Source organism: Vibrio harveyi, from assembly GCF_030060435.1.
In the GTDB taxonomy this organism is placed as follows: domain Bacteria; phylum Pseudomonadota; class Gammaproteobacteria; order Enterobacterales; family Vibrionaceae; genus Vibrio; species Vibrio harveyi.
This window is the reverse complement of the sequence record NZ_CP125875.1, coordinates 222,226-242,448: the sequence shown is the minus strand read 5'-3', so window position 1 is coordinate 242,448 and position 20,223 is coordinate 222,226. Positions and strand designations below refer to the sequence as shown.

General features: G+C 44.6%; 16 protein-coding genes. 6 read left to right on the top strand and 10 right to left on the bottom strand.

The genetic code is table 11. From position 1 onward, the window contains the following. Window positions 1-9 precede the first annotated feature (9 nt). The 4 genes from QMY49_RS01215 to QMY49_RS01200 all read right to left on the bottom strand — a co-directional run bounded on the left by QMY49_RS01215 (window position 10) and on the right by QMY49_RS01200 (window position 4,672). On the bottom strand, window positions 10-939 hold the full coding sequence (locus tag QMY49_RS01215) for a Kdo(2)-lipid IV(A) acyltransferase (RefSeq protein ID WP_283312503.1): 930 nt from the start codon (window positions 937-939) through the stop codon (window positions 10-12). 141 nt (window positions 940-1,080) lie between these two features. Beyond that, window positions 1,081-1,851: an ABC transporter permease gene (locus QMY49_RS01210; RefSeq protein WP_005446280.1), complete on the bottom strand. Its 771-nt coding sequence runs from the start codon at window positions 1,849-1,851 to the stop codon at window positions 1,081-1,083. After that, a complete protein-coding gene (locus tag QMY49_RS01205; RefSeq protein ID WP_005446278.1) occupies window positions 1,851-2,768 on the bottom strand; it encodes an ABC transporter ATP-binding protein in 918 nt (305 codons plus the stop codon). Before QMY49_RS01205 ends, QMY49_RS01210 begins: the two co-directional genes overlap by 1 nt. Before the next feature lie 233 nt (window positions 2,769-3,001). Beyond that, the gene (locus QMY49_RS01200; protein ID WP_005446275.1) at window positions 3,002-4,672 is read right to left on the bottom strand and encodes a SulP family inorganic anion transporter; all 1,671 of its coding nucleotides are present in this window, start codon (window positions 4,670-4,672) and stop codon (window positions 3,002-3,004) included. A gap of 283 nt (window positions 4,673-4,955) precedes the next feature. Between QMY49_RS01200 and can the strand changes: the two genes are divergently transcribed. Continuing rightward, a complete protein-coding gene (gene can / locus QMY49_RS01195) occupies window positions 4,956-5,624 on the top strand; it encodes a carbonate dehydratase (protein ID WP_005446273.1) in 669 nt (222 codons plus the stop codon). A gap of 88 nt (window positions 5,625-5,712) precedes the next feature. Here the strand turns inward: can and hpt are convergent, their stop codons facing one another. Then, the gene (gene hpt / locus QMY49_RS01190; protein WP_005446271.1) at window positions 5,713-6,243 is read right to left on the bottom strand and encodes a hypoxanthine phosphoribosyltransferase; all 531 of its coding nucleotides are present in this window, start codon (window positions 6,241-6,243) and stop codon (window positions 5,713-5,715) included. Between the two features lie 321 nt (window positions 6,244-6,564). Here hpt and opaR point away from each other — a divergent pair, with 321 nt between their 5' ends. Further along, on the top strand, window positions 6,565-7,179 hold the full coding sequence (opaR, locus tag QMY49_RS01185; RefSeq protein WP_005446268.1) for a transcriptional regulator OpaR: 615 nt from the start codon (window positions 6,565-6,567) through the stop codon (window positions 7,177-7,179). Window positions 7,180-7,500: 321 nt separating this feature from the next. Here opaR and lpdA read toward each other — a convergent pair whose 3' ends face one another. The 5 genes from lpdA to ampD all read right to left on the bottom strand — a co-directional run bounded on the left by lpdA (window position 7,501) and on the right by ampD (window position 15,549). Further along, complete coding sequence (lpdA, locus tag QMY49_RS01180; protein WP_283312498.1) at window positions 7,501-8,931, bottom strand: dihydrolipoyl dehydrogenase; 1,431 nt, start codon at window positions 8,929-8,931, stop codon at window positions 7,501-7,503. 243 nt (window positions 8,932-9,174) lie between these two features. Then, window positions 9,175-11,076 (bottom strand): pyruvate dehydrogenase complex dihydrolipoyllysine-residue acetyltransferase, encoded by a 1,902-nt coding sequence (gene aceF, locus QMY49_RS01175; protein WP_283312497.1) that lies wholly within the window; start codon window positions 11,074-11,076, stop codon window positions 9,175-9,177. Window positions 11,077-11,106: 30 nt separating this feature from the next. Then, window positions 11,107-13,770, bottom strand: a complete 2,664-nt coding sequence (gene aceE / locus QMY49_RS01170) for a pyruvate dehydrogenase (acetyl-transferring), homodimeric type (RefSeq protein ID WP_005446262.1) — start codon at window positions 13,768-13,770, stop codon at window positions 11,107-11,109. A 55-nt stretch (window positions 13,771-13,825) separates the two neighbouring features. Next, complete coding sequence (gene pdhR / locus QMY49_RS01165; protein ID WP_009699648.1) at window positions 13,826-14,593, bottom strand: pyruvate dehydrogenase complex transcriptional repressor PdhR; 768 nt, start codon at window positions 14,591-14,593, stop codon at window positions 13,826-13,828. A gap of 404 nt (window positions 14,594-14,997) precedes the next feature. After that, complete coding sequence (ampD, locus tag QMY49_RS01160; protein ID WP_017189135.1) at window positions 14,998-15,549, bottom strand: 1,6-anhydro-N-acetylmuramyl-L-alanine amidase AmpD; 552 nt, start codon at window positions 15,547-15,549, stop codon at window positions 14,998-15,000. 92 nt (window positions 15,550-15,641) lie between these two features. On the opposite strand from ampD, the gene nadC reads away from it, so the two are divergent. The 4 genes from nadC (at window position 15,642) to QMY49_RS01140 (ending at window position 20,186) form a co-directional block, all read left to right on the top strand. Next, window positions 15,642-16,529, top strand: coding sequence for a carboxylating nicotinate-nucleotide diphosphorylase (gene nadC / locus QMY49_RS01155; RefSeq protein ID WP_283312494.1), 888 nt, complete (start codon window positions 15,642-15,644; stop codon window positions 16,527-16,529). Between the two features lie 265 nt (window positions 16,530-16,794). Beyond that, window positions 16,795-17,232: a pilin gene (locus QMY49_RS01150; protein ID WP_029790345.1), complete on the top strand. Its 438-nt coding sequence runs from the start codon at window positions 16,795-16,797 to the stop codon at window positions 17,230-17,232. 11 nt (window positions 17,233-17,243) lie between these two features. After that, complete coding sequence (gene pilB / locus QMY49_RS01145; RefSeq protein ID WP_017189132.1) at window positions 17,244-18,929, top strand: type IV-A pilus assembly ATPase PilB; 1,686 nt, start codon at window positions 17,244-17,246, stop codon at window positions 18,927-18,929. A 33-nt stretch (window positions 18,930-18,962) separates the two neighbouring features. Beyond that, on the top strand, window positions 18,963-20,186 hold the full coding sequence (locus QMY49_RS01140; RefSeq protein ID WP_005446256.1) for a type II secretion system F family protein: 1,224 nt from the start codon (window positions 18,963-18,965) through the stop codon (window positions 20,184-20,186). Window positions 20,187-20,223 lie beyond the last annotated feature (37 nt).

The window sequence follows — 20,223 nt, the reverse complement described above, 5'->3', positions numbered from 1 at the left end:
TAATGAGATTTATGAATAGACGCATTGAAGTCCTTCAGGGCGAGTCTTAAATCGCTTGTGCAACCACATCCACGCGGGAATATCTCGTTTTATCATCCCTTCAATCTCTTGATTCAAAATACTCGCGGCTTTAACTGGATTTCGTCGTTCAAACTGCCCACTCAGATCCTCACCAATGTAAAGCGTATATCGGTTATCGTTCATGACAGTCACTCCGGACATCACCGCACACTTGGTTGCATCAATTAATACACTCGATCCCGCCGTACTTGCCGCCTGTTCAACAGCAAAGAAAGGAGCAAATACCGAATTGTTCACCCCATAATCGTGATCTGGTAGGTACCACAGCCGCTGACCATTTTTCAGAACTTTAAGCATCGACTTTACGTCTTTTCGGTCTATCATTTGATGCCCACAGCGCGTTCGACCACGATGCTGAATAAACTCATAAGCAGGGTTTGAGTTCGGGCGATACACACCGTACCCTTTCGCAAATTGGCTAAAAATACGCGCCGTCATCTCTAAGTTAAGATGGTGGCTGCATATCACCAGCACACCACGTCCATTTCTTTCTTGTTCAAGAATGCGCTCTTTACCAACCACCGTCACCAAACGTTTTACCCGCCAATCGGGCCAAAACCAAGCCATGCCCGTTTCAATCAGTGCCATGCCGGTGTATTTAAAGTTTGCCTTCACCAACTCCTCACACTGGTGTTCATTATATTCAGGGAAACAGAGCTTGAGATTACGCTTAGCAATTTTCCGGCGGCGCTTCATTGGCAGCATAGCAAGGGAGCCAATACCTCTTCCCAGAGCTCGCAGTAGCGGATACGGTAGCGCATTAACAACAAACGCGAGCAAGCCAAATGCAAACCAGACAGACCAGTATTTAGGGAGAAGCAATTTCAAGGTGAAAGATGGGGACGGAACGGTATTCATGGCTTGACTCATTTACAACAAATGCATTTACAGAAATGAGTAAAACCTAGCATGTAAAAAGTCGAAAAATTGTATGGGAATGTATAGAAATGCATAAAGAAAGAGCAGCTCTCATCGCTGCTCTTTCAACATCTGTTTATGTTAGCTTCTCAAGCCAATTCCTTTGGTCACGAGGTAATGTGCTACGGCATAAAGCGCAACAACGAATACCGTCAGCACGCTAAATGACGTCACAATGCCAACATCAGAAACCCCGAGAAAACCGTAACGGAATGCGTTCACCATGTAGACGATAGGGTTCAGCTTCGACACACCTTGCCAGAACTCAGGCAACAGGCTGATAGAGTAGAACACGCCACCTAAGTAGGTCAGAGGCGTCAATACAAACGTCGGGATTATAGAGATATCGTCGAACGTTCTTGCATAAACTGCGTTGATTAAGCCACCTAGTGAGAACACAACTGATGTCATAAATACCGTCGCGATAATGATGCCCCAGTGGTCGACTTGCAGATCCACAAAAAACAGAGACACAAACGTCACAATAGTTCCCACCAATAAACCACGCACAACGCCTCCCATGACAAAACCGAGGATGATCACGTAGTTTGGTACCGGTGCAACCAGAAGCTCTTCAATATTACGCTGAAATTTCGAGCTAAAGAACGATGAGGCCACATTGGAATACGAGTTGGTGATCACCGACATCATAATCAGACCAGGCACAATGTACTCCATGTAACTAAAACCGTTCATGTCGCCAATGCGAGAGCCAATCAAACTACCAAAAATGATGAAGTACAGCGTCATTGTAATCGCTGGCGGAACTAGCGTTTGTACCCAAATACGAGTAAAGCGATTGATTTCTTTGGTGAGCAGGCTGCAAAAAGCCGTCCAATATAACTTGTACATTATTGGTTACCTCCGCGAACGATGCTGACAAACAACTCTTCCAAGCGGTTCGCTTTGTTACGCATAGACAGAACTTTTACGCCATGTTCGGAAAGCTGACTGAATACTGAGTTCAACCCCTGGCTCTTATCCAGTTCAATTTCTAGCGAGCCATTTATCATCACCTGACTATTCACCCCTTTAAGCTCTGGCATCTCACCGTCAAACTCAACATCGAGAATGAAGGTTTCAACACGAAGCTTACCAAGCAGCGCTTTCATCGTCGTATTCTCAATAAGCTCACCTTTGTTGATGATACCGATATTGCGACACAACATTTCTGCTTCTTCAAGGTAGTGAGTCGTTAGAATGATAGTAATACCCTGCTCTTGGTTAATCTCTTTTAAGAAATCCCACATCGAGCGACGCAATTCGATATCGACACCAGCGGTTGGTTCATCAAGGATCAACAACTGTGGTTCATGCATTAAAGCGCGAGCAATCATAAGACGGCGCTTCATACCACCAGATAGATTACGCGCACGTTCTTTGCGTTTTTCCCACAAATCGAGCTTTGTCAGATACTTCTCGGCACGTTCTTTCGCCTGAATCTTTGACACGCCATAATAGCCAGCTTGCTGCATCACAATCTGTTCAACCGTCTCAAATTGGTTGAAGTTGAATTCTTGTGGCACCAAACCTAGGTTTTGCTTTGCTAGTTCAAGATGCGTATCAATGTCGTAACCAAAGACCTTGGTTGTACCTGAGGTTTTGTTTACCAAAGAAGAGATAATGCCAATCGTAGTGGATTTACCTGCACCATTTGGTCCTAAAAGCGCGTAGAAGTCACCTTTTTCTACTGTTAGGCTAATACCCTTCAACGCTTCAAATCCGCCCGCATAGGTCTTGCGAAGCTGTTCAATTTCTAATGCGTACATTGCGTAATAATTGCCATCTGTTGATGAATCGTGAATGCCAATACCGATAGAGAGTTGATATGACTCAGCGGTCAAAGCGGTATTGCACTGAAGTTGAATTAGTTTATCGTTGAATAACGATGAATACAAATAAACCTTTCTATAAAATTAGAAATAACTATAAATCCTCGATTCTATATACTAAAAAGCGCCGCCAAACAACTTTGGCAGCGCTTTTAAAAAACAAAACAAGATTACATTGTTAGCATTTGATGCTCATCTGTTTCTACATGCTTTATCGCAGCATTCAATGCCTCATAACGGAACTTGTAAGTGTTCTGATCAGGGACTAAATCAATCACGTGGAACTTCTCTAATTGCTCACGTGTGCGTTGGTTTGGACACAGCAAGTAAACTTCACACTCCGCATCCAACGCATCTTTGATCGCATTCTCAAGCGCTAAGCCTACCGTAACATCAATCATCGGCACATCAGTCAGATCGAGGATCATCACTTCGTAATCCGAAATACTGGAGTGTTGGCGAGAAATGGCTTTCGAAACACTGAAGATCATTGGTCCAGACAAGTAGAAGAACAAGACTTTACCATTGGCTCGATCAAGCAGTCCTCGTTCACTGTCCGTAAGCGGAACATCATCTTCATCGGCATCACTGATGGCCTTAACTTGGCGTGCTTGCTCACGACTCAAACGCTCAATGATGATGATATTAGAAATAAATACCCCTAACCCCACAGCAACAATCAAATCAACAAAGACCGTCAGCAGCATGACGCCATACATAACCGCCATACCTGGGAAGCTCACCTTATGAGCACGTTGGATAAAACTCCAATCAAGAATATTGAAGCCAACATACACTGCAATACCCGCCAGCACAGCCATCGGGATAGGTTCGGTCAAGCCACTTGCAACCAAAACCACCAGCGCGAGAATCAGCGCACGAATAACACCAGACAAAGGGGAACGAGCCCCTACTTGGATATTGGTTACTGTACCCATTGTGGCACCAGCACCTGGTAAAGCGCCAAACAAACCAGAAATCATGTTTGCCAAGCCTTGACCACGTAGCTCCTTGTCTGAATCATGCTCTTTACGTGTTAACGAATCACCGATTACCGCGGTTAATAACGTATCAATACAACCCAACGTACCCAGAACTAATGCATCAATGACCATCTCGGTGAACATCGCAGGATCGATATGTGGCACGACCAAAGAAGGTAAGCCTGCGGGGATTTCACCAATTCGACGAATGTCTTCTGCATCAAACAAAATCACCGATAACAACGTAACCGCTACTAGCGCGACAAGTTGGGCGGGTACGTACTTACGATACTGCTTCGGAAAGAAGAATAAGATGCCTAATGTCAGCAAGCCCAAAAACAACTCGCTAAACTTCAGGTTAGAAATGGTATCAGGCAATGCCGATAATGTGCCTATAACCCCACCAGAAGGTGCAGCATGACCGAGTAAAGGCGACAACTGCAAGATAATCAGAATCACGCCAATCCCTGACATGAATCCCGAGATGACACTATAAGGCATGAGTGTCACGTATTTACCGAGTTTCAATGTACCAAGCACAATTTGAAACGCCCCGGCCATCATCACAACGGTGAATGTCATTGCCATTCCCGTCTCTGGGTACTTCGCCATCATGCTAGTCAACACGGCGGTCATGATCACTGTCATAGGACCAGTAGGCTCAGAAATCAGAGTGTTGGAACCACCAAACAGTGACGCAAAAAGCCCCACCATGATCGCACCCCATAAACCTGCTTCTGCGCCAGCGCCAGATGCGACACCAAAGGCTAACGCAAGAGGAAGTGAAATAATGGCCGTGGTGACGCCACCAAACAGATCCCCTTTCAAGTTGATATCCTTAAAGCGACTACCGAACATTGAATTTGCTCCCTGCATTAAAAAGACAAAATGCCATCAATCTAACAAATATTTCGTCAAAGAAAAAAACACAATAAAACCACGAATTCGCTAGGCTTATTCGCATACTGAATGATGTCTGCATATTTTATGATTTTCACAGCGAGAACTAGTCAGATGAGTCATCTTGAATGAATATTTAACGGGATCGAAATTGTAACATTGTGTATAGTTACAGCGCTGATCGCTTTATAAGCACTGGTGAGTGGTTGGTTTTTTTAATTTTTAGGGAAGTAGATGTCAGATGCCGGAAATTAAACAATTATTCGAAAATAACTCTAAGTGGTCAGAAGAAATTAAATCTGATCGTCCAGAATACTTTGCAAAGCTTGCAGAAGGTCAGAAACCAGACTTTCTTTGGATTGGATGCTCAGACAGTCGCGTTCCTGCAGAGCGATTGACCGGTCTTTTCTCTGGCGAGTTATTTGTTCACCGAAACGTTGCGAACCAGGTCATCCACACTGACCTAAACTGCCTCTCTGTGGTGCAATACGCCGTGGACGTATTGAAAGTAAAACACATCATCGTATGTGGTCACTATGGCTGTGGTGGCGTTAACGCCGCTATTGATAATCCTCAACTAGGTCTTATAAATAACTGGTTACTTCATATCCGTGACCTTTACTTTAAACATCGCCCATACCTAGACCAGATGCCTCTTGAAGACCGCGCTGACAAACTGGGTGAAATCAACGTAGCTGAGCAAGTATATAACTTAGGCAACTCCACCATCATGCAAAATGCGTGGGAGCGTGGTCAGGACGTTGAGATTCATGGCGTAGTTTACGGGATTGAAGATGGTCGCCTTGAATACTTGGGAATTCGTTCAAACTCAAAAGAGACCGTGGAAGCCTCTTACCAAAAAGCGCTCTCAACCATTCTTAACTCAGACAACAAATTGCTTTGTCGCTGAGTTAAAAACATAAGCCGAACCAAATAAAAGAAAACGCCCGTTAATTGCTTAACGGGCGTTTTTTGTATTCTTCTATCAAGACTAATGACTACTCTTGAGGCACCACTTTACCAATGAACGGTAGATGACGGTATTTTTGAGCGTAGTCGATACCCACACCAACTACGAATTCATCAGGAATAGCAAAACCGACATAATCAACTGGCACTTCAACTTCACGACGTGATGGCTTGTCTAGCAGCGTACAAATCGCAATAGACTTCGGCTCACGTAGAGACAGGATTTCACGGATCTTGTTCAGTGTGTTACCTGTATCAATGATGTCTTCCACGATCAGTACGTCTTTGCCTTTGATGTCGTCATCAAGGTCTTTCAGGATACGTACGTCACGAGAGCTTTCCATCGTGTTACCGTAGCTAGAAGCGGTCATAAAGTCGACTTGGTGAGTCAGTTCGATTGCACGAGCCAAATCGGCCATAAATACAAATGAACCGCGTAGCAAACCAACCAGAACCAGATCTTCGCTACCTTGGTAACGTTCTGTAATTTGCTTGCCTAATTCACGAATACGTTCCTGAACTTCTTGCTCAGAAATCATGACTTCTACTGTATGTTTCATACTGTGCTCAATTTTCTTTGTGGGTTGAGGTAGGTCGTACGCAAACGATCACCTTATCTTGCGGCGTGTAGTGTAACACCCCACTCAATAGGTGGAAAGTCGCATCCCATTTCGTTGAATTCTTGGATGAAAGTCTTAATTTTAGAACTTATATCATTGAATGAAACATCAATAATGACATTACTGTCTATAAATTACGCATCAGATGTTGACCTTGCACATATGCACCATTACACTCATCAATGCTTTAAGCAACTATTAAAATAATCAATTAGGGGACTATCCCCAAAATATCAACTCAAATGGCAAGGAAAATGGATTATGGACTCAATTGCAAAGAGACCTCGTACTAGGCTTTCCCCTCTAAAACGTAAACAGCAACTAATGGAAATCGCTCTTGAAGTGTTTGCTCGTCGCGGCATTGGTCGTGGTGGTCACGCTGATATTGCAGAGATTGCTCAAGTTTCTGTTGCGACAGTATTTAACTACTTCCCAACTCGCGAAGACTTGGTGGATGAAGTTCTGAATCACGTGGTTCGTCAATTCTCGAACTTCTTATCAGATAACATCGACTTAGACATTCATGCACGCGAGAACATCGCTAACATCACTAACGCAATGATTGAACTAGTAAGCCAAGATTGCCATTGGTTGAAAGTTTGGTTCGAGTGGAGTGCATCAACACGTGATGAAGTGTGGCCACTATTCGTAACGACAAACCGCACCAACCAACTGCTGGTGCAAAACATGTTCATCAAAGCTATCGAACGTGGGGAAGTTTGTGACCAACATGAACCGGAACACTTGGCGAATCTGTTCCATGGTATTTGTTACTCTATCTTCGTACAAGCAAATCGCTCTAAGAGCGAAGCCGAGCTATCAACACTCGTTAGTGCTTACCTAGATATGTTGTGCATCTACAACCGCGATCACTAAGCTAAAACGCGAGTTTAACTAAATGAAAGGCTGACACTGGAGTGTTGGCCTTTTTCGTTTTAGACAGTTGCGAAGCTGGATTTTATTTTGCCTTTCTAGGAACAAGTTCAGCCAACCCCTTCTTAATCGAAACTCCTTTCATGATTATCCAAATACATACCTCTCGATTCCTTGGTGTTAAACCAAGAGATTTCCAACTATCAAGCACAATCGCCTAAAAGGAGACCTCATTCCCTCTTCAAGTTCCGCGCATAAAAAAACCGCTGACGAATCAGCGGTTTTTATCATTCAAGTTTTAAGACTCTCGGTCTTCAAAAGAAATTATTTTTTCTTTTTAACTGCTTTTTTGTTTGGAAGGTCAGTGATTGAACCTTCAAATACTTCAGCAGCTAGACCCACTGACTCGTGTAGAGTTGGGTGAGCATGGATAGTTAATGCGATATCTTCAGCATCACAACCCATCTCAATAGCTAGACCGATTTCACCAAGCAGTTCGCCACCGTTAGTACCAACGATTGCACCACCAATAACACGGTGAGTCTCTTTATCGAAGATTAGCTTAGTCATACCGTCTGCACAGTCAGATGCGATTGCACGACCTGATGCAGCCCATGGGAATGTTGCCACTTCGTAGTTGATGCCTTCAGCTTTCGCTTCTTTCTCAGTCTTACCAACCCATGCCACTTCTGGCTCAGTGTAAGCAATTGAAGGAATAACTTTAGGGTCGAAGTAGTGCTTCTTGCCAGAGATAACTTCTGCAGCAACGTGACCTTCATGCACACCTTTGTGAGCAAGCATTGGTTGACCAACTACGTCACCGATCGCGTGGATGTGAGGAACGTTAGTGCGCATTTGCTTATCAACGTTGATAAAGCCACGCTCGTCCACTTCAATGCCCGCTTTTTCAGCGTCGATAAGCGCACCGTTTGGTACTCGACCGATAGCAACAAGAACCGCATCGTAGCGCTCAGCTTCTGCTGGTGCTTTTTTGCCTTCCATTGAAACGTAGATACCATCTTCTTTCGCTTCAACTGCTGTTACTTTCGTCTCAAGCATTAGCTTGAACTTGTCTTTAATACGCTTAGTGAAGACTTTAACGATGTCTTTGTCCGCAGCAGGGATAACTTGGTCAAACATCTCAACTACGTCTACTTTAGAACCTAGTGAGTGGTAAACCGTACCCATTTCTAGACCGATGATACCACCGCCCATGATAAGCAGCTTTTCAGGTACTTCTTTCAGTTCTAGAGCATCCGTTGAATCCCAAATACGTGGGTCTTCATGCGGGATGAATGGCAGTTTGATTGGGCGAGAACCCGCAGCAATGATAGCGTTGTCGAAGTTAACCGTTGTTGACTCGTCTTCGCCTTCTACAAGGATAGAGTTAGGACTTGTGAACTTACCGTAGCCGTTTACTACAGTAACATTACGCATCTTAGCCATACCGCTAAGACCGCCAGTCAGTTGATTTACAACTTTCTCTTTCCAGATACGGATTTTGCTGATGTCTGTTTGCGGTTCGCCAAACACAACACCGTGCTCAGCCATCGCTTTCGCTTCTTCGATAACTTTTGAAACGTGAAGAAGTGCTTTAGATGGAATACAACCAACGTTTAGACATACACCACCAAGAGTGCTGTAACGTTCAACTAGTACTGTTTCTAGACCTAAGTCCGCACAACGGAATGCAGCTGAGTAACCAGCAGGACCAGAACCAAGTACAACAACTTGGGCTTTAATTTCTTTGCTCATTGTGACCTCTTGTAGTCATTATCCCTAACAGGCTGAGTAGATGTTCTTAAATTATTAGGCTTTCAAACGATCAATATTTTACAGAGATGTTAACAGTGTGAAAGCAGCTTTAAGTTAGCCTGTGAGCTAGACAACAATTCATCTTTCAGATTCTGAACGATGTGAGAAATTGTCGTCTAAAAATAGTCTTTTATATAAAGAAGTAAGGTGACCCGAAAGCCACCTTAACTATTACTTTCTATATTACAGTACTAGGCGACGAATGTCTGATAGTGCACCGTTTAGGAAAGTAATGAAGCGTGCACCTTCTGCACCATCAATCACACGGTGGTCGTATGATAGAGACAGTGGAAGCTGTAGACGTGGTTCGAACTCTTTGCCGTTCCACACTGGCTTCATTTCAGATTTAGATACACCTAGGATACCTACTTCTGGCGCATTTACGATTGGCGTAAACGCTGTACCGCCGATACCGCCAAGGCTAGAGATTGTGAAACAACCGCCTTGCATGTCAGCTGCCGTTAGCTTACCTGCACGTGCTTTCTTAGAAACTGCCATTAGCTCTTCAGATAGCTCGTAAATGCCTTTCTTGTTCACGTCTTTAAATACAGGAACAACAAGACCGTTTGGCGTATCTACTGCGATACCTACGTTCACGTACTTCTTAAGAATGATGCTTTCGCCATCTTCAGAAAGTGAAGAGTTAAACGCAGGGAACGCTTCTAGTGCTTTCGCTACTGCTTTCATGATGAACACAAGAGGAGTGATCTTCATGCCAGTGTCTTTCTTCGCTTCGATTGCATTCTGCTCTTTACGGAACGCTTCTAGCTCAGTGATGTCAGCGTTGTCCCACTGTGTAACGTGAGGGATCATTACCCAGTTACGGTGTAGGTTTGCACCAGAAATCTTCTTGATCTTAGAAAGCTTCTGAACTTCCGTCTCACCGAACTTGCTGAAGTCAACTTTTGGCCAAGGTAGTAGACCAAGCGCTGCGCCGTCGCCCTTACCAGATGCTGCCGCACCAGCGCCAGACTCAAGACGCTTAAGCGCATCTTTAACGTAAGCTTGAACGTCTTCTTTTAGGATACGGCTCTTACGACCAGTACCTTTAACCTTAGATAGGTTAACGCCAAATTCACGAGCAAGACGACGGACAACTGGAGACGCGTGTGCGTAGTCGTTGTTCTCTTGGAAATCGTTCGCTGCAGGTGCCGCTTCAACTTTTGCTGCTGGAGCAGGAGCCGCTGCAGGTGCTGGAGCTGCTGCTTGTGCAGGTGCTGCAACAGGAGCTGGAACTGCGCCAGCTACTTCGAATACCATGATTAGAGAGCCAGTCGTTACTTTATCGCCAACTGCAATCTTGATTTCTTTTACCGTACCAGCGAATGGAGCTGGAACTTCCATTGAAGCTTTGTCACCTTCAACAGTGATTAGAGATTGCTCTTCTTCTACTGTGTCGCCAACTTTAACCATGATCTCAGTAACTTCAACTTCGTCACCGCCGATATCTGGAACATTCACTTCTTTGTCAGCTGCTGCTGCTGGAGCTGTTGGAGCTTCTACTCGGTCCGACGCCTCGGCTGCTGGAGCCGCTGCTGCGCCTGAACCGGCAGTTTCGAATACCATGATTAGAGAACCAGTTGTTACTTTATCACCAGCAGCAACTTTGATCTCTTTTAGAGTACCGGCGAATGGTGCTGGTACTTCCATTGATGCTTTGTCGCCTTCAACCGTTAGAAGAGATTGCTCTTCTTCGATGCTGTCGCCAACTGCAACCATGATTTCAGTAACTTCTACTTCGTCGCCACCGATATCTGGAACGTGAACTTCTTTCAGTTCTGCCGCTGCAGGAGCTGCAACTGGTGCAGCTTCAACTGCAGGAACTGCCGCAGGAGCCGCTTCTGCAGCGGCACCTTCAGCTTCGAAAATCATGATTAGAGAGCCAGTCGTAACAGAATCACCTTCTGCTACTTTGATTTCTTTAACGATACCTGCTTGAGACGCTGGAACTTCCATAGAAGCTTTGTCGCCTTCAACAGTGATAAGAGACTGCTCTTCTTCAACCTTGTCGCCAACGCTTACAAGAATCTCAGTAACTTCAACCTCATCCGCACCGATGTCAGGTACATTAATTTCGATTGCCATTGCTTATTTACCTTCTAGTTAAGCGCTGTATTAAGCGTAAAGTGGGTTTGTTTTTTCAGTGTCGATGTTGAACTTAGCAATCGCTTCAACGACGACTGACTTCTCAACATCACCACGTTTCGCTAGCTCAGTAAGAGCTGCAACAACTACGTAGCCCGCGTTAACTTCGAAGTGACGACGTAGGTTCTCACGGCTGTCAGAACGACCGTAACCATCAGTACCAAGTACTTTGTAAGACTCAGAAGGCATGAACGCACGAACTTGCTCAGAGTAGTTCTTCATGTAGTCAGTCGCTGCGATTGCTGGCTCAGTACCCATTACTTGTGCAATGTAAGGTACTTTTGCTTCTGCTTCTGGGTGAAGCATGTTGTAACGCTCTGCGTCTTGACCATCACGAGTTAGCTCGTTGAACGATGTTACAGAGAACACGTCAGATGCGATGCCGTACTCTTCGCTTAGGATAGTCGCTGCTTTACGTACTTCGTTCATGATAGTACCAGAGCCCATTAGCTGAACTTTAGACTTGTCACCTGCGTAAGACTCAAGCTTGTAGATACCCTTACGGATGCCTTCTTCAGCGCCTTCTGGCATTGCTGGCATTGCGTAGTTTTCGTTCATTACCGTTAGGTAGTAGAACACGTTCTCTTGGTTCTCACCGTACATGCGACGGATACCGTCTTGCATGATTACTGCAACTTCGTAAGCGAATGTTGGGTCGTAAGAGATACAGTTAGGAACTGTATTTGCCATGATGTGCGAGTGACCATCTTCGTGCTGTAGACCTTCACCGTTTAGCGTTGTACGACCTGCAGTAGCACCTAGTAGGAAACCACGAGCTTGTTGGTCACCAGCCATCCACGCCATATCACCTACACGTTGGAAACCAAACATTGAGTAGTAGATGTAGAACGGGATCATTGGTAGATCGTTCGTGCTGTATGACGTTGCTGCTGCAACCCATGAAGCCATTGAACCTAGTTCGTTGATACCTTCTTGTAGAACCTGACCTGAAGTTGCTTCTTTGTAGTAAGAAACGATGTCGCGATCTTGAGGTGTGTAGTTCTGACCGTGCGGGTTGTAAATACCGATCTGACGGAATAAACCTTCCATACCGAACGTACGAGCTTCGTCACAGATGATAGGAACGATGTTCTTACCAATGTTCTTGTTCTTAAGCAGGATGTTAAGGGTACGAACGTAAGCCATTGTTGTAGAGATATCACGCTTCTGCTCACTTAGTAGCGGAGCGAACTCTTCTAGCTCAGGTGTTTTGAATTCTTGAGTGAACTTAGGTAGACGCTGTGGCGTGTAACCTTTTAGTTCTTTACGACGAGCGTGTAGGTATTCGTACTCCGCTGTACCTTCTTCAAGTTTCAGGTATGGAAGTTCTTTCACTGCTTCGTCAGTTAGGATGTCTTGAAGACCTAGACGATCACGTAGGTGTAGTACGTGAGTCATATCCATCTTCTTAACTTGGTGCGCGATGTTCTTACCTTCAGCCGCTTCACCCATGCCGTAACCTTTAACAGTCTTCGCTAGGATTACTGTTGGACGACCTTTAGTTTCTGCTGCGTTTTTGTAAGCTGCGTACAGTTTAGAAGACTCGTGACCACCGCGCTTAAGTGCGAAGATTTCGTCATCAGTCATGTCTGCAACTAGTGCTGCAGTCTCTGGGTACTTACCAAAGAAGTGTTCACGTACGTAAGCACCGTCTTTAGATTTAAATGTTTGGTAGTCACCATCTACAGTTTCGTTCATCAACTGTAGAAGCTTGCCTGTTGTATCTTTAGCAAGTAGAGCATCCCAGTTGCTACCCCAGATAACTTTAACAACGTTCCAGCCAGCGCCTTTGAATAGACCTTCTAGCTCTTGGATGATGCTACCGTTACCCATTACAGGACCGTCTAGACGCTGTAGGTTACAGTTGATTAGGAATGTTAGGTTGTCTAGTTTCTCACGCGCAGCGAAAGAAAGTGAACCACGTGATTCTGGCTCATCCATTTCACCGTCACCTAGGAATGCGTATACACGCTGTGCAGAAGTGTCTTTCAGACCACGACCGTCTAGGTACTTAAGGAAACGCGCTTGGTAGATCGCAGAAATTGGACCAAGACCCATAGATACTGTTGGGAACTGCCAGAACTCAGGCATCAATTTAGGGTGCGGGTATGATGGGATACCTTTACCGTCTACTTCTTGACGGAAGTTATCTAGCTGCTCTTCAGTTAGACGACCTTCAACGAATGCACGAGCGTAGATGCCCGGAGAGATGTGACCTTGGTAGTAAACTAGATCGCCACCGTCCGTCTCGTTTGGAGCGCGGAAGAAGTGGTTGAAACAAACTTCGTAGAACGCCGCTGCTGACTGGTAAGAAGCCATGTGACCACCTAGGTCTAGGTCTTTCTTAGAAGCACGCAATACGATCATGATTGCGTTCCAGCGAATAATCGAACGAATACGACGCTCAAGAGTTACGTCACCAGGGTAAGCTGGTTCTTGTGCTGCTGGAATAGTGTTGATGTAGTTTGTGTTGATGCCAGTTGGCATATCAACGCCGTCTAGACGTGCTTTTTCTAGAACGGTTTCTAATAGAAACTGTGCACGTTCTACACCTTCTTCACGAACAACTGATTCAAGGGCTTGTAGCCAATCTTGAGTTTCCAGTGCATCTACGTCATGCTTCATGTCAGACATGGCGATCTATCCTTCTGTTGGTTGGATCTACTTATTTAAGTAAGCGGTTCTTGTATTAAGAATCGTTACCTTGCTGAATTCGACGCAGAGAACGCTCTCGTCGAGACTCTTCTCGAGTCAAATCCAACAATGTTTCTTCAATATAAGCTAAATGTGAGTGAGACATTTCACGTGCCTTTTCAGGCTGACCAGAAACAATCGCATCCACGATATTAGCTCTGTGTTTACTTACTTTATCGACCACTTCATCGCGGCGATGTAAGAGCTTTAGATTCTGTAGAACATTTTGCTCAAGCAAAGGCGCAAGGCTGCGAACAATATGAAGCAGGACGACATTGTGTGCCGCTTCAGTCAAAGCAATCAGAAACTGCATCACTGCAGCGGCTTCTGCCTCAACGTTATCGCTTTTTTGCTCTTCGCTAATTTGATTCAAACAAGCTTGAATGCGTGCAAAATCTTCATCGGTACCACGCAAAGCTGCAAAGTACGCTGAAATCCCCTCCATCGCATGGCGCGATTCAAGTAGGTCTAACTGCGTTTCTGAGTGAGTCGACAACAAGTTCAACAACGGATCTGAAAAGCTTTTCCAGATGTTTTCACTAACGAATGTGCCACCGCCTTGACGACGAGTAAGCAAACGCTTTGCTTCTAAGCGTTGAATGGCTTCACGGACAGATGGACGAGACACATCGAACTGCTTAGCGAGTTCGCGCTCTGGTGGCAACTGCTGCCCCGGAGACAATGTTCCTTCCACAATCAACCTTTCTAGCTCTTGTTCAATAACATCAGAGAGCTTTGGCTGACGAATCCTTTGATAAGCCATAATTTATTGTTCTTCTACTCTTGCAGGTAATTGGTAATACCAATTTTAAGATGGTGCAGAAATTAACATAATTAAAACGCCACTGTCCAGCCAAAAATTGACCTAAATCATAGAATGGACTTGCAACCAACACTCTGATAACAATCGACTATTAAAACAGCAATAAAATTGGTCTTACCAATTACATAAACAAAACAGATGGGAGCTCTGCGTGCTAGTAATTTTGATCAACAAAAACAAAAAATGACAAAATTATCCGTACATTTTTTCACCAACCGCTGTTTTGAGCGTTCAAAATGTAGTTAACTTTTAACAAGCATTCATATTTCTCGTATCAAAAAAAGGCATACTTGAGTGTATGCCTTATTTATTTCTGTTTTTTGAATTTACACTTTCGCTACAAGTTAGCGTTGTATTTGTTGCCTGAACTTGACCCAGTCAAAGCTTAGACCAGGATCGGCTTTTCTCAAGGGAGCGATATACTGATGCCCCGTGATTCGGGGTAAGGTGATTTTGGGGTAAGAATGCATGACCGCATGAGCCAAAGCTGTAAGTGATTGATATTGCTCTTCTGTATAAGCCACAAACTCAGTGCCTTCTAACTCAATGCCAATCGAATAGTCATTGCAACGTTCACGACCAGCAAAGCTAGATTGCCCTGCATGCCAAGCTCTATCTAAAAACGAAACAAACTGAACAATTTCGCCATTACGCTTTATTAAGCAATGTGCCGAAACGCCCATTTTGTGAATTACTTCAAAAAATGGATGTGCTTTAGGATCGAGATTGCCAGTAAAAAAGTCCTCTATATATGAACCACCAAACTGCCCTGGCGGCAAACTGATGTTGTGAACCACCAGCAGAGAGATGTCATCTTTGTCTGAACGAGCATCAAAGAATGGCGATGGAACATGCTTTGCTTGCGTCAACCAACCATTCTCGATTTTTAGGCACATATCAACCTCTCTACTTTGCAAATTAACTGCTGAAATTATTGACACCGGAGAGTATCATTCGTTGCCATCTCCCTTTCAAGACAAGATTTGCGATGAAGAACACACACAACAGCCAAGAACGCCTAGAATACCTTAAGCAACAGCTTCCATTAGAAATCACTCGTGCCGTAGCCGATACCCTAAAAGAAGACCTAGGTGGCACATTGGATGCAGACAAAGACATCACCGCATCGCTTATCCCAGCAGACGCTATTAACACAGCAACCATCATTACTCGTGAACACGGTGTATTTTGTGGTCAAGTATGGGCAGATGAAGTATTTAAACAACTGGGTGGCAAAGTCGCGATCGAATGGCATGTAAAAGATGGCGACAAGGTTGAACCAAACCAAACACTTTGCACACTGACTGGTCCTGCTCGTGATTTGCTCACTGGCGAGCGCAACGCAATGAACTTTATTCAAACCCTTTCAGGTTGCGCGACTATTACCGCTGAGTACGCAGAGAAAATTGCTCACACTGAGTGCCGTCTATTAGATACTCGTAAAACCATTCCGGGCTTACGTAGTGCGCTAAAATACGCAGTAGCCTGTGGCGGTGGTTTCAACCACCGTATCGGTGTATTCGATGCCTACCTTATTAAAGAAAACCACATCATTGCATGTGGCGGGATCACTCAAGCGATTACCACAGCAAAATCATTGAACCCAGGTAAACCAGTTGAAGTGGAAACGGAAAGCTTGGACGAGCTAAAAGAAGCGATTGAAGCAGGTGCAGATATCATCATGCTCGATAACTTCACCACCGATATGATGCGTGAAGCCGTCGCTATCAATGCAGGACGCGCTGCGTTAGAAAACTCTGGCAACGTGACTCTAGAAACCATCGCTGAATACGCAGAAACAGGCGTTGATTACATCTCGGTGGGCGCTTTAACTAAGCACCTAAAAGCGATGGATCTTTCGATGCGCTTCAAGTAATCCAAAGTAAATAAGCAAAAGTAATTCTCGTTAACTCATAGAGTTACTGCCATTAAACACCAATAAAGAGCCGCACGGCTCTTTATTTTGATCCGCATAAAAAAATAACACCACTCGCAAAACCTTGCATGCAATATGCAACTTGAGTGTAAAGATTTTTATCTCAGTCGAGAGCTTCTCCCTTCCCAGTTTTCTCTTTCCCCTACTCTTTTTACTCTTCTGCCCCATGCATAAGCATTAACTAAATTTATCTTAAGGAAACAAGATGAAAACGAATAAACAGAAGAAGCAGCAGGGTTTTACTCTAATTGAATTGATGATCGTGGTAGCGGTTATTGGTGTTTTGGCAGCGATTGCCGTCCCGCAGTACCAAAAATACGTAGCTAAAAGTGAAGCAGCTTCAGCACTAGCATCAATTACTGGACATAGAATAAATGTTGAAACTTATGTTGTTGAAAATGGATCATTTCCGACAGCAGCACAGCTACCTGTTCCGACCTCACCACTCGGTGTAATTAGTTACACTGCCTCAGCTTCAGGAGCAAGCTCATCATCAGGTGCAATAAAGTTTACGTTTAATAGTTCAGGTGTAAGTCCAGACGTAATCAGCAAAGACGTAACCCTTGGGCGAGATGGTACTGGTCAATGGAACTGCACCTCTGGCATCACTGCTACAGGTGTAAAACCTAAAGCATGTTCATAAGAAATTAAGCAGTGCTAACCAACCTTTCAACGGTTCTTCGCCAAGCTGGAATACTGACCTTTTCCCAAGAAGAATCGTTACTTGAGCAAGCAAAAGCTTCTGGCATTTCGATGCCGGAGGCTTTACTCAGTTCTGGCTTTTTCCAATCACATGAATTGACTGAGCACCTTAGCTCCATCTTTGGGCTTTCCTGCACATCACTCAGTCAGTATGAGTACTCGTCGCTGTGCCAAAAGCTTGGCTTACGCGATCTGATCACTCGACATAATGCCTTGCCACTCAATCGCACATCTTCGACATTAATACTCGCGGTTGCAGACCCAACTAACTTACAAGCGGAAGATGACTTTCGTTTTGCTACCGGTTTACAAGTCGAGCTAGTTCTGGCGGACTTTAAAGAACTCACCGCAGCCATTCGTCGTTTATATGGTCGTGCACTCGGTCAAGAAAAGTCCGGTCTTAAAGAAATCAACCAAGATGAACTGGCAGGTCTCGTTGATATTGGTGAGGACGAAATTGAGAACATTGAAGATCTCAGCCAAGATGAATCGCCTGTTAGTCGTTATATTAACCAAATTCTGCTCGATGCCGTTCGTAAAGGGGCTTCTGATATTCACTTCGAGCCCTATGAAAACATGTATCGAGTGCGTTTGCGTTGCGATGGCATCTTGATCGAAATTCAACAGCCTCCGAGCCATTTAAGCCGCCGCCTTTCCGCACGTATAAAAATCCTATCTAAGCTTGATATCGCTGAGCGCCGTTTACCACAGGATGGTCGTATCAAGCTCAAATTAAACCAAGACACCGCGATTGACATGCGAGTCTCCACGCTGCCAACTCTGTTTGGGGAGAAAATCGTACTACGTTTGCTCGACAGCAGTTCTGCAGCATTAGATATCAATAAACTCGGATACAGCGATCATCAAAAGCAATTGTATTTAGAAGCACTGCGCCGCCCACAAGGCATGATCCTAATGACAGGACCAACGGGCAGCGGCAAAACGGTTTCTCTTTACACTGGTTTGAGCATTCTCAATAAAACCGAGATTAACATTTCCACCGCTGAAGACCCCGTTGAGATCAACTTACCCGGCATTAACCAAGTTCAAGTTCAACCTAAGATCGGCTTTGGCTTTGCAGAAGCGCTTCGCTCTTTCTTGCGTCAAGATCCCGATGTAGTCATGGTGGGTGAGATCCGAGATCTCGACACGGCAGAAATCGCGATCAAAGCGTCACAAACTGGGCACTTAGTCCTTTCTACCCTGCATACCAACTCCGCCGCCGAGACGGTTATTCGCTTATCAAATATGGGGGTAGAAAGCTTTAACCTCGCATCCTCTCTTAGTTTGATCATCGCTCAGCGTTTAGCTCGAAAACTTTGTCCACATTGCAGACTACCTCAAGAACCAAACAGCCAACTTCAACATATTGGAATTACCAGCACTGAAGATATCTTCCAAGCGAACCCTGACGGTTGTAACGAATGCACCCAAGGATACTCTGGTCGCACAGGCATTTACGAAGTGATGAAGTTTGATGAATCCCTGTCAAATGCGCTCATCAAAGGTGCTTCAGTGCATGAATTAGAAAAGCTAGCGATTGCCAATGGTATGCAGACTCTACAAATGTCCGGCATTGAAAAGCTCAAACAAGGCGTCACCAGCTTTAGTGAGCTGCAACGCGTTCTCTATTTTTAACTTCTCAGATTTTATTAGGCAGTTACTTACACTATGAAAACCATCGCTCCACAACTTAAGAACTACCGTTGGAAAGGCATTAATAGCTCGGGGAAAAAAACCTCTGGTAACGTGCTCGCAATGACAGAAGTCGAGGTAAGAGAGCGCCTTGATGCTCAGCACATCAAGATAAAAAAACTCAAAAAAGGCAGTATTTCTTTTATCACCAAGATAAGTCATCGAGTAAAAGGCAAAGACATTACGGTGTTTACTCGTCAAATCGCCACCATGTTGATGACTGGCGTCCCTATTGTTCAGGCACTCAAGTTAGTTTCAGAGAACCATAAAAAAGCTGAAATGAAATCGATCCTAATGAGTGTGACGCGAGCGGTAGAAGCAGGGACACCGATGTCGAAAGCCATGCGTACCGCTAGCACGCACTTTGATCCACTTTACACCGACTTAATCGCAACAGGTGAGCAGTCCGGTAACTTATCCCAGGTCTTTGAGCGTCTGGCGACCTACCGAGAAAAAAGCGAGCAGTTGCGTGCAAAGGTTATTAAAGCGCTCATTTACCCGGCGATGGTGGTATTAGTAGCACTTGGGGTTTCTTATTTAATGCTGACAAAGGTTATTCCTGAGTTTGAAAAAATGTTTACAGGTTTTGGTGCCGAATTACCCGCCTTCACCCAGATGGTACTCAACCTTTCTGCTTGGACCCAAAATTGGGGTCCCTTCATTGGGCTGAGCTTTGTGAGCTTACTCATTTCTGGCAAAATCATGTCACAACGCTCCGACTCATTTCGTCTTTTGACTGCACGGTCGAGTTTAAGAGTACCTATTTTAGGACCAGTTTTATCCAAAGCTGCCATTGCGAAGTTTAGCCGTACTTTGGCGACCAGTTTTAGCGCAGGTATTCCTATCCTAACCGCCTTGAAAACTACCTCAAAAACCTCTGGTAACATGCACTATCAATTGGCAATCGAAGAGGTATATCGAGATACTGCCGCTGGTATGCCAATGTACATTGCCATGCGTAACTGTAACGTCTTCCCAGAATTGGTATTGCAAATGGTCATGATTGGTGAAGAGTCAGGTCGCTTAGATGACATGCTCAACAAGATAGCCGCTATTTATGAGTTCGAAGTCGATAACACCGTCGACAACCTAAGTAAGATTTTGGAACCGTTGATCATTGTTTTTCTGGGTGTCGTTGTCGGTGGTTTGGTGACAGCAATGTACTTACCAATCTTTAACTTGATGAGCGTATTGGGATAGAATGATCCTTTAGCAAATTAATTCTATCAAAACAGCA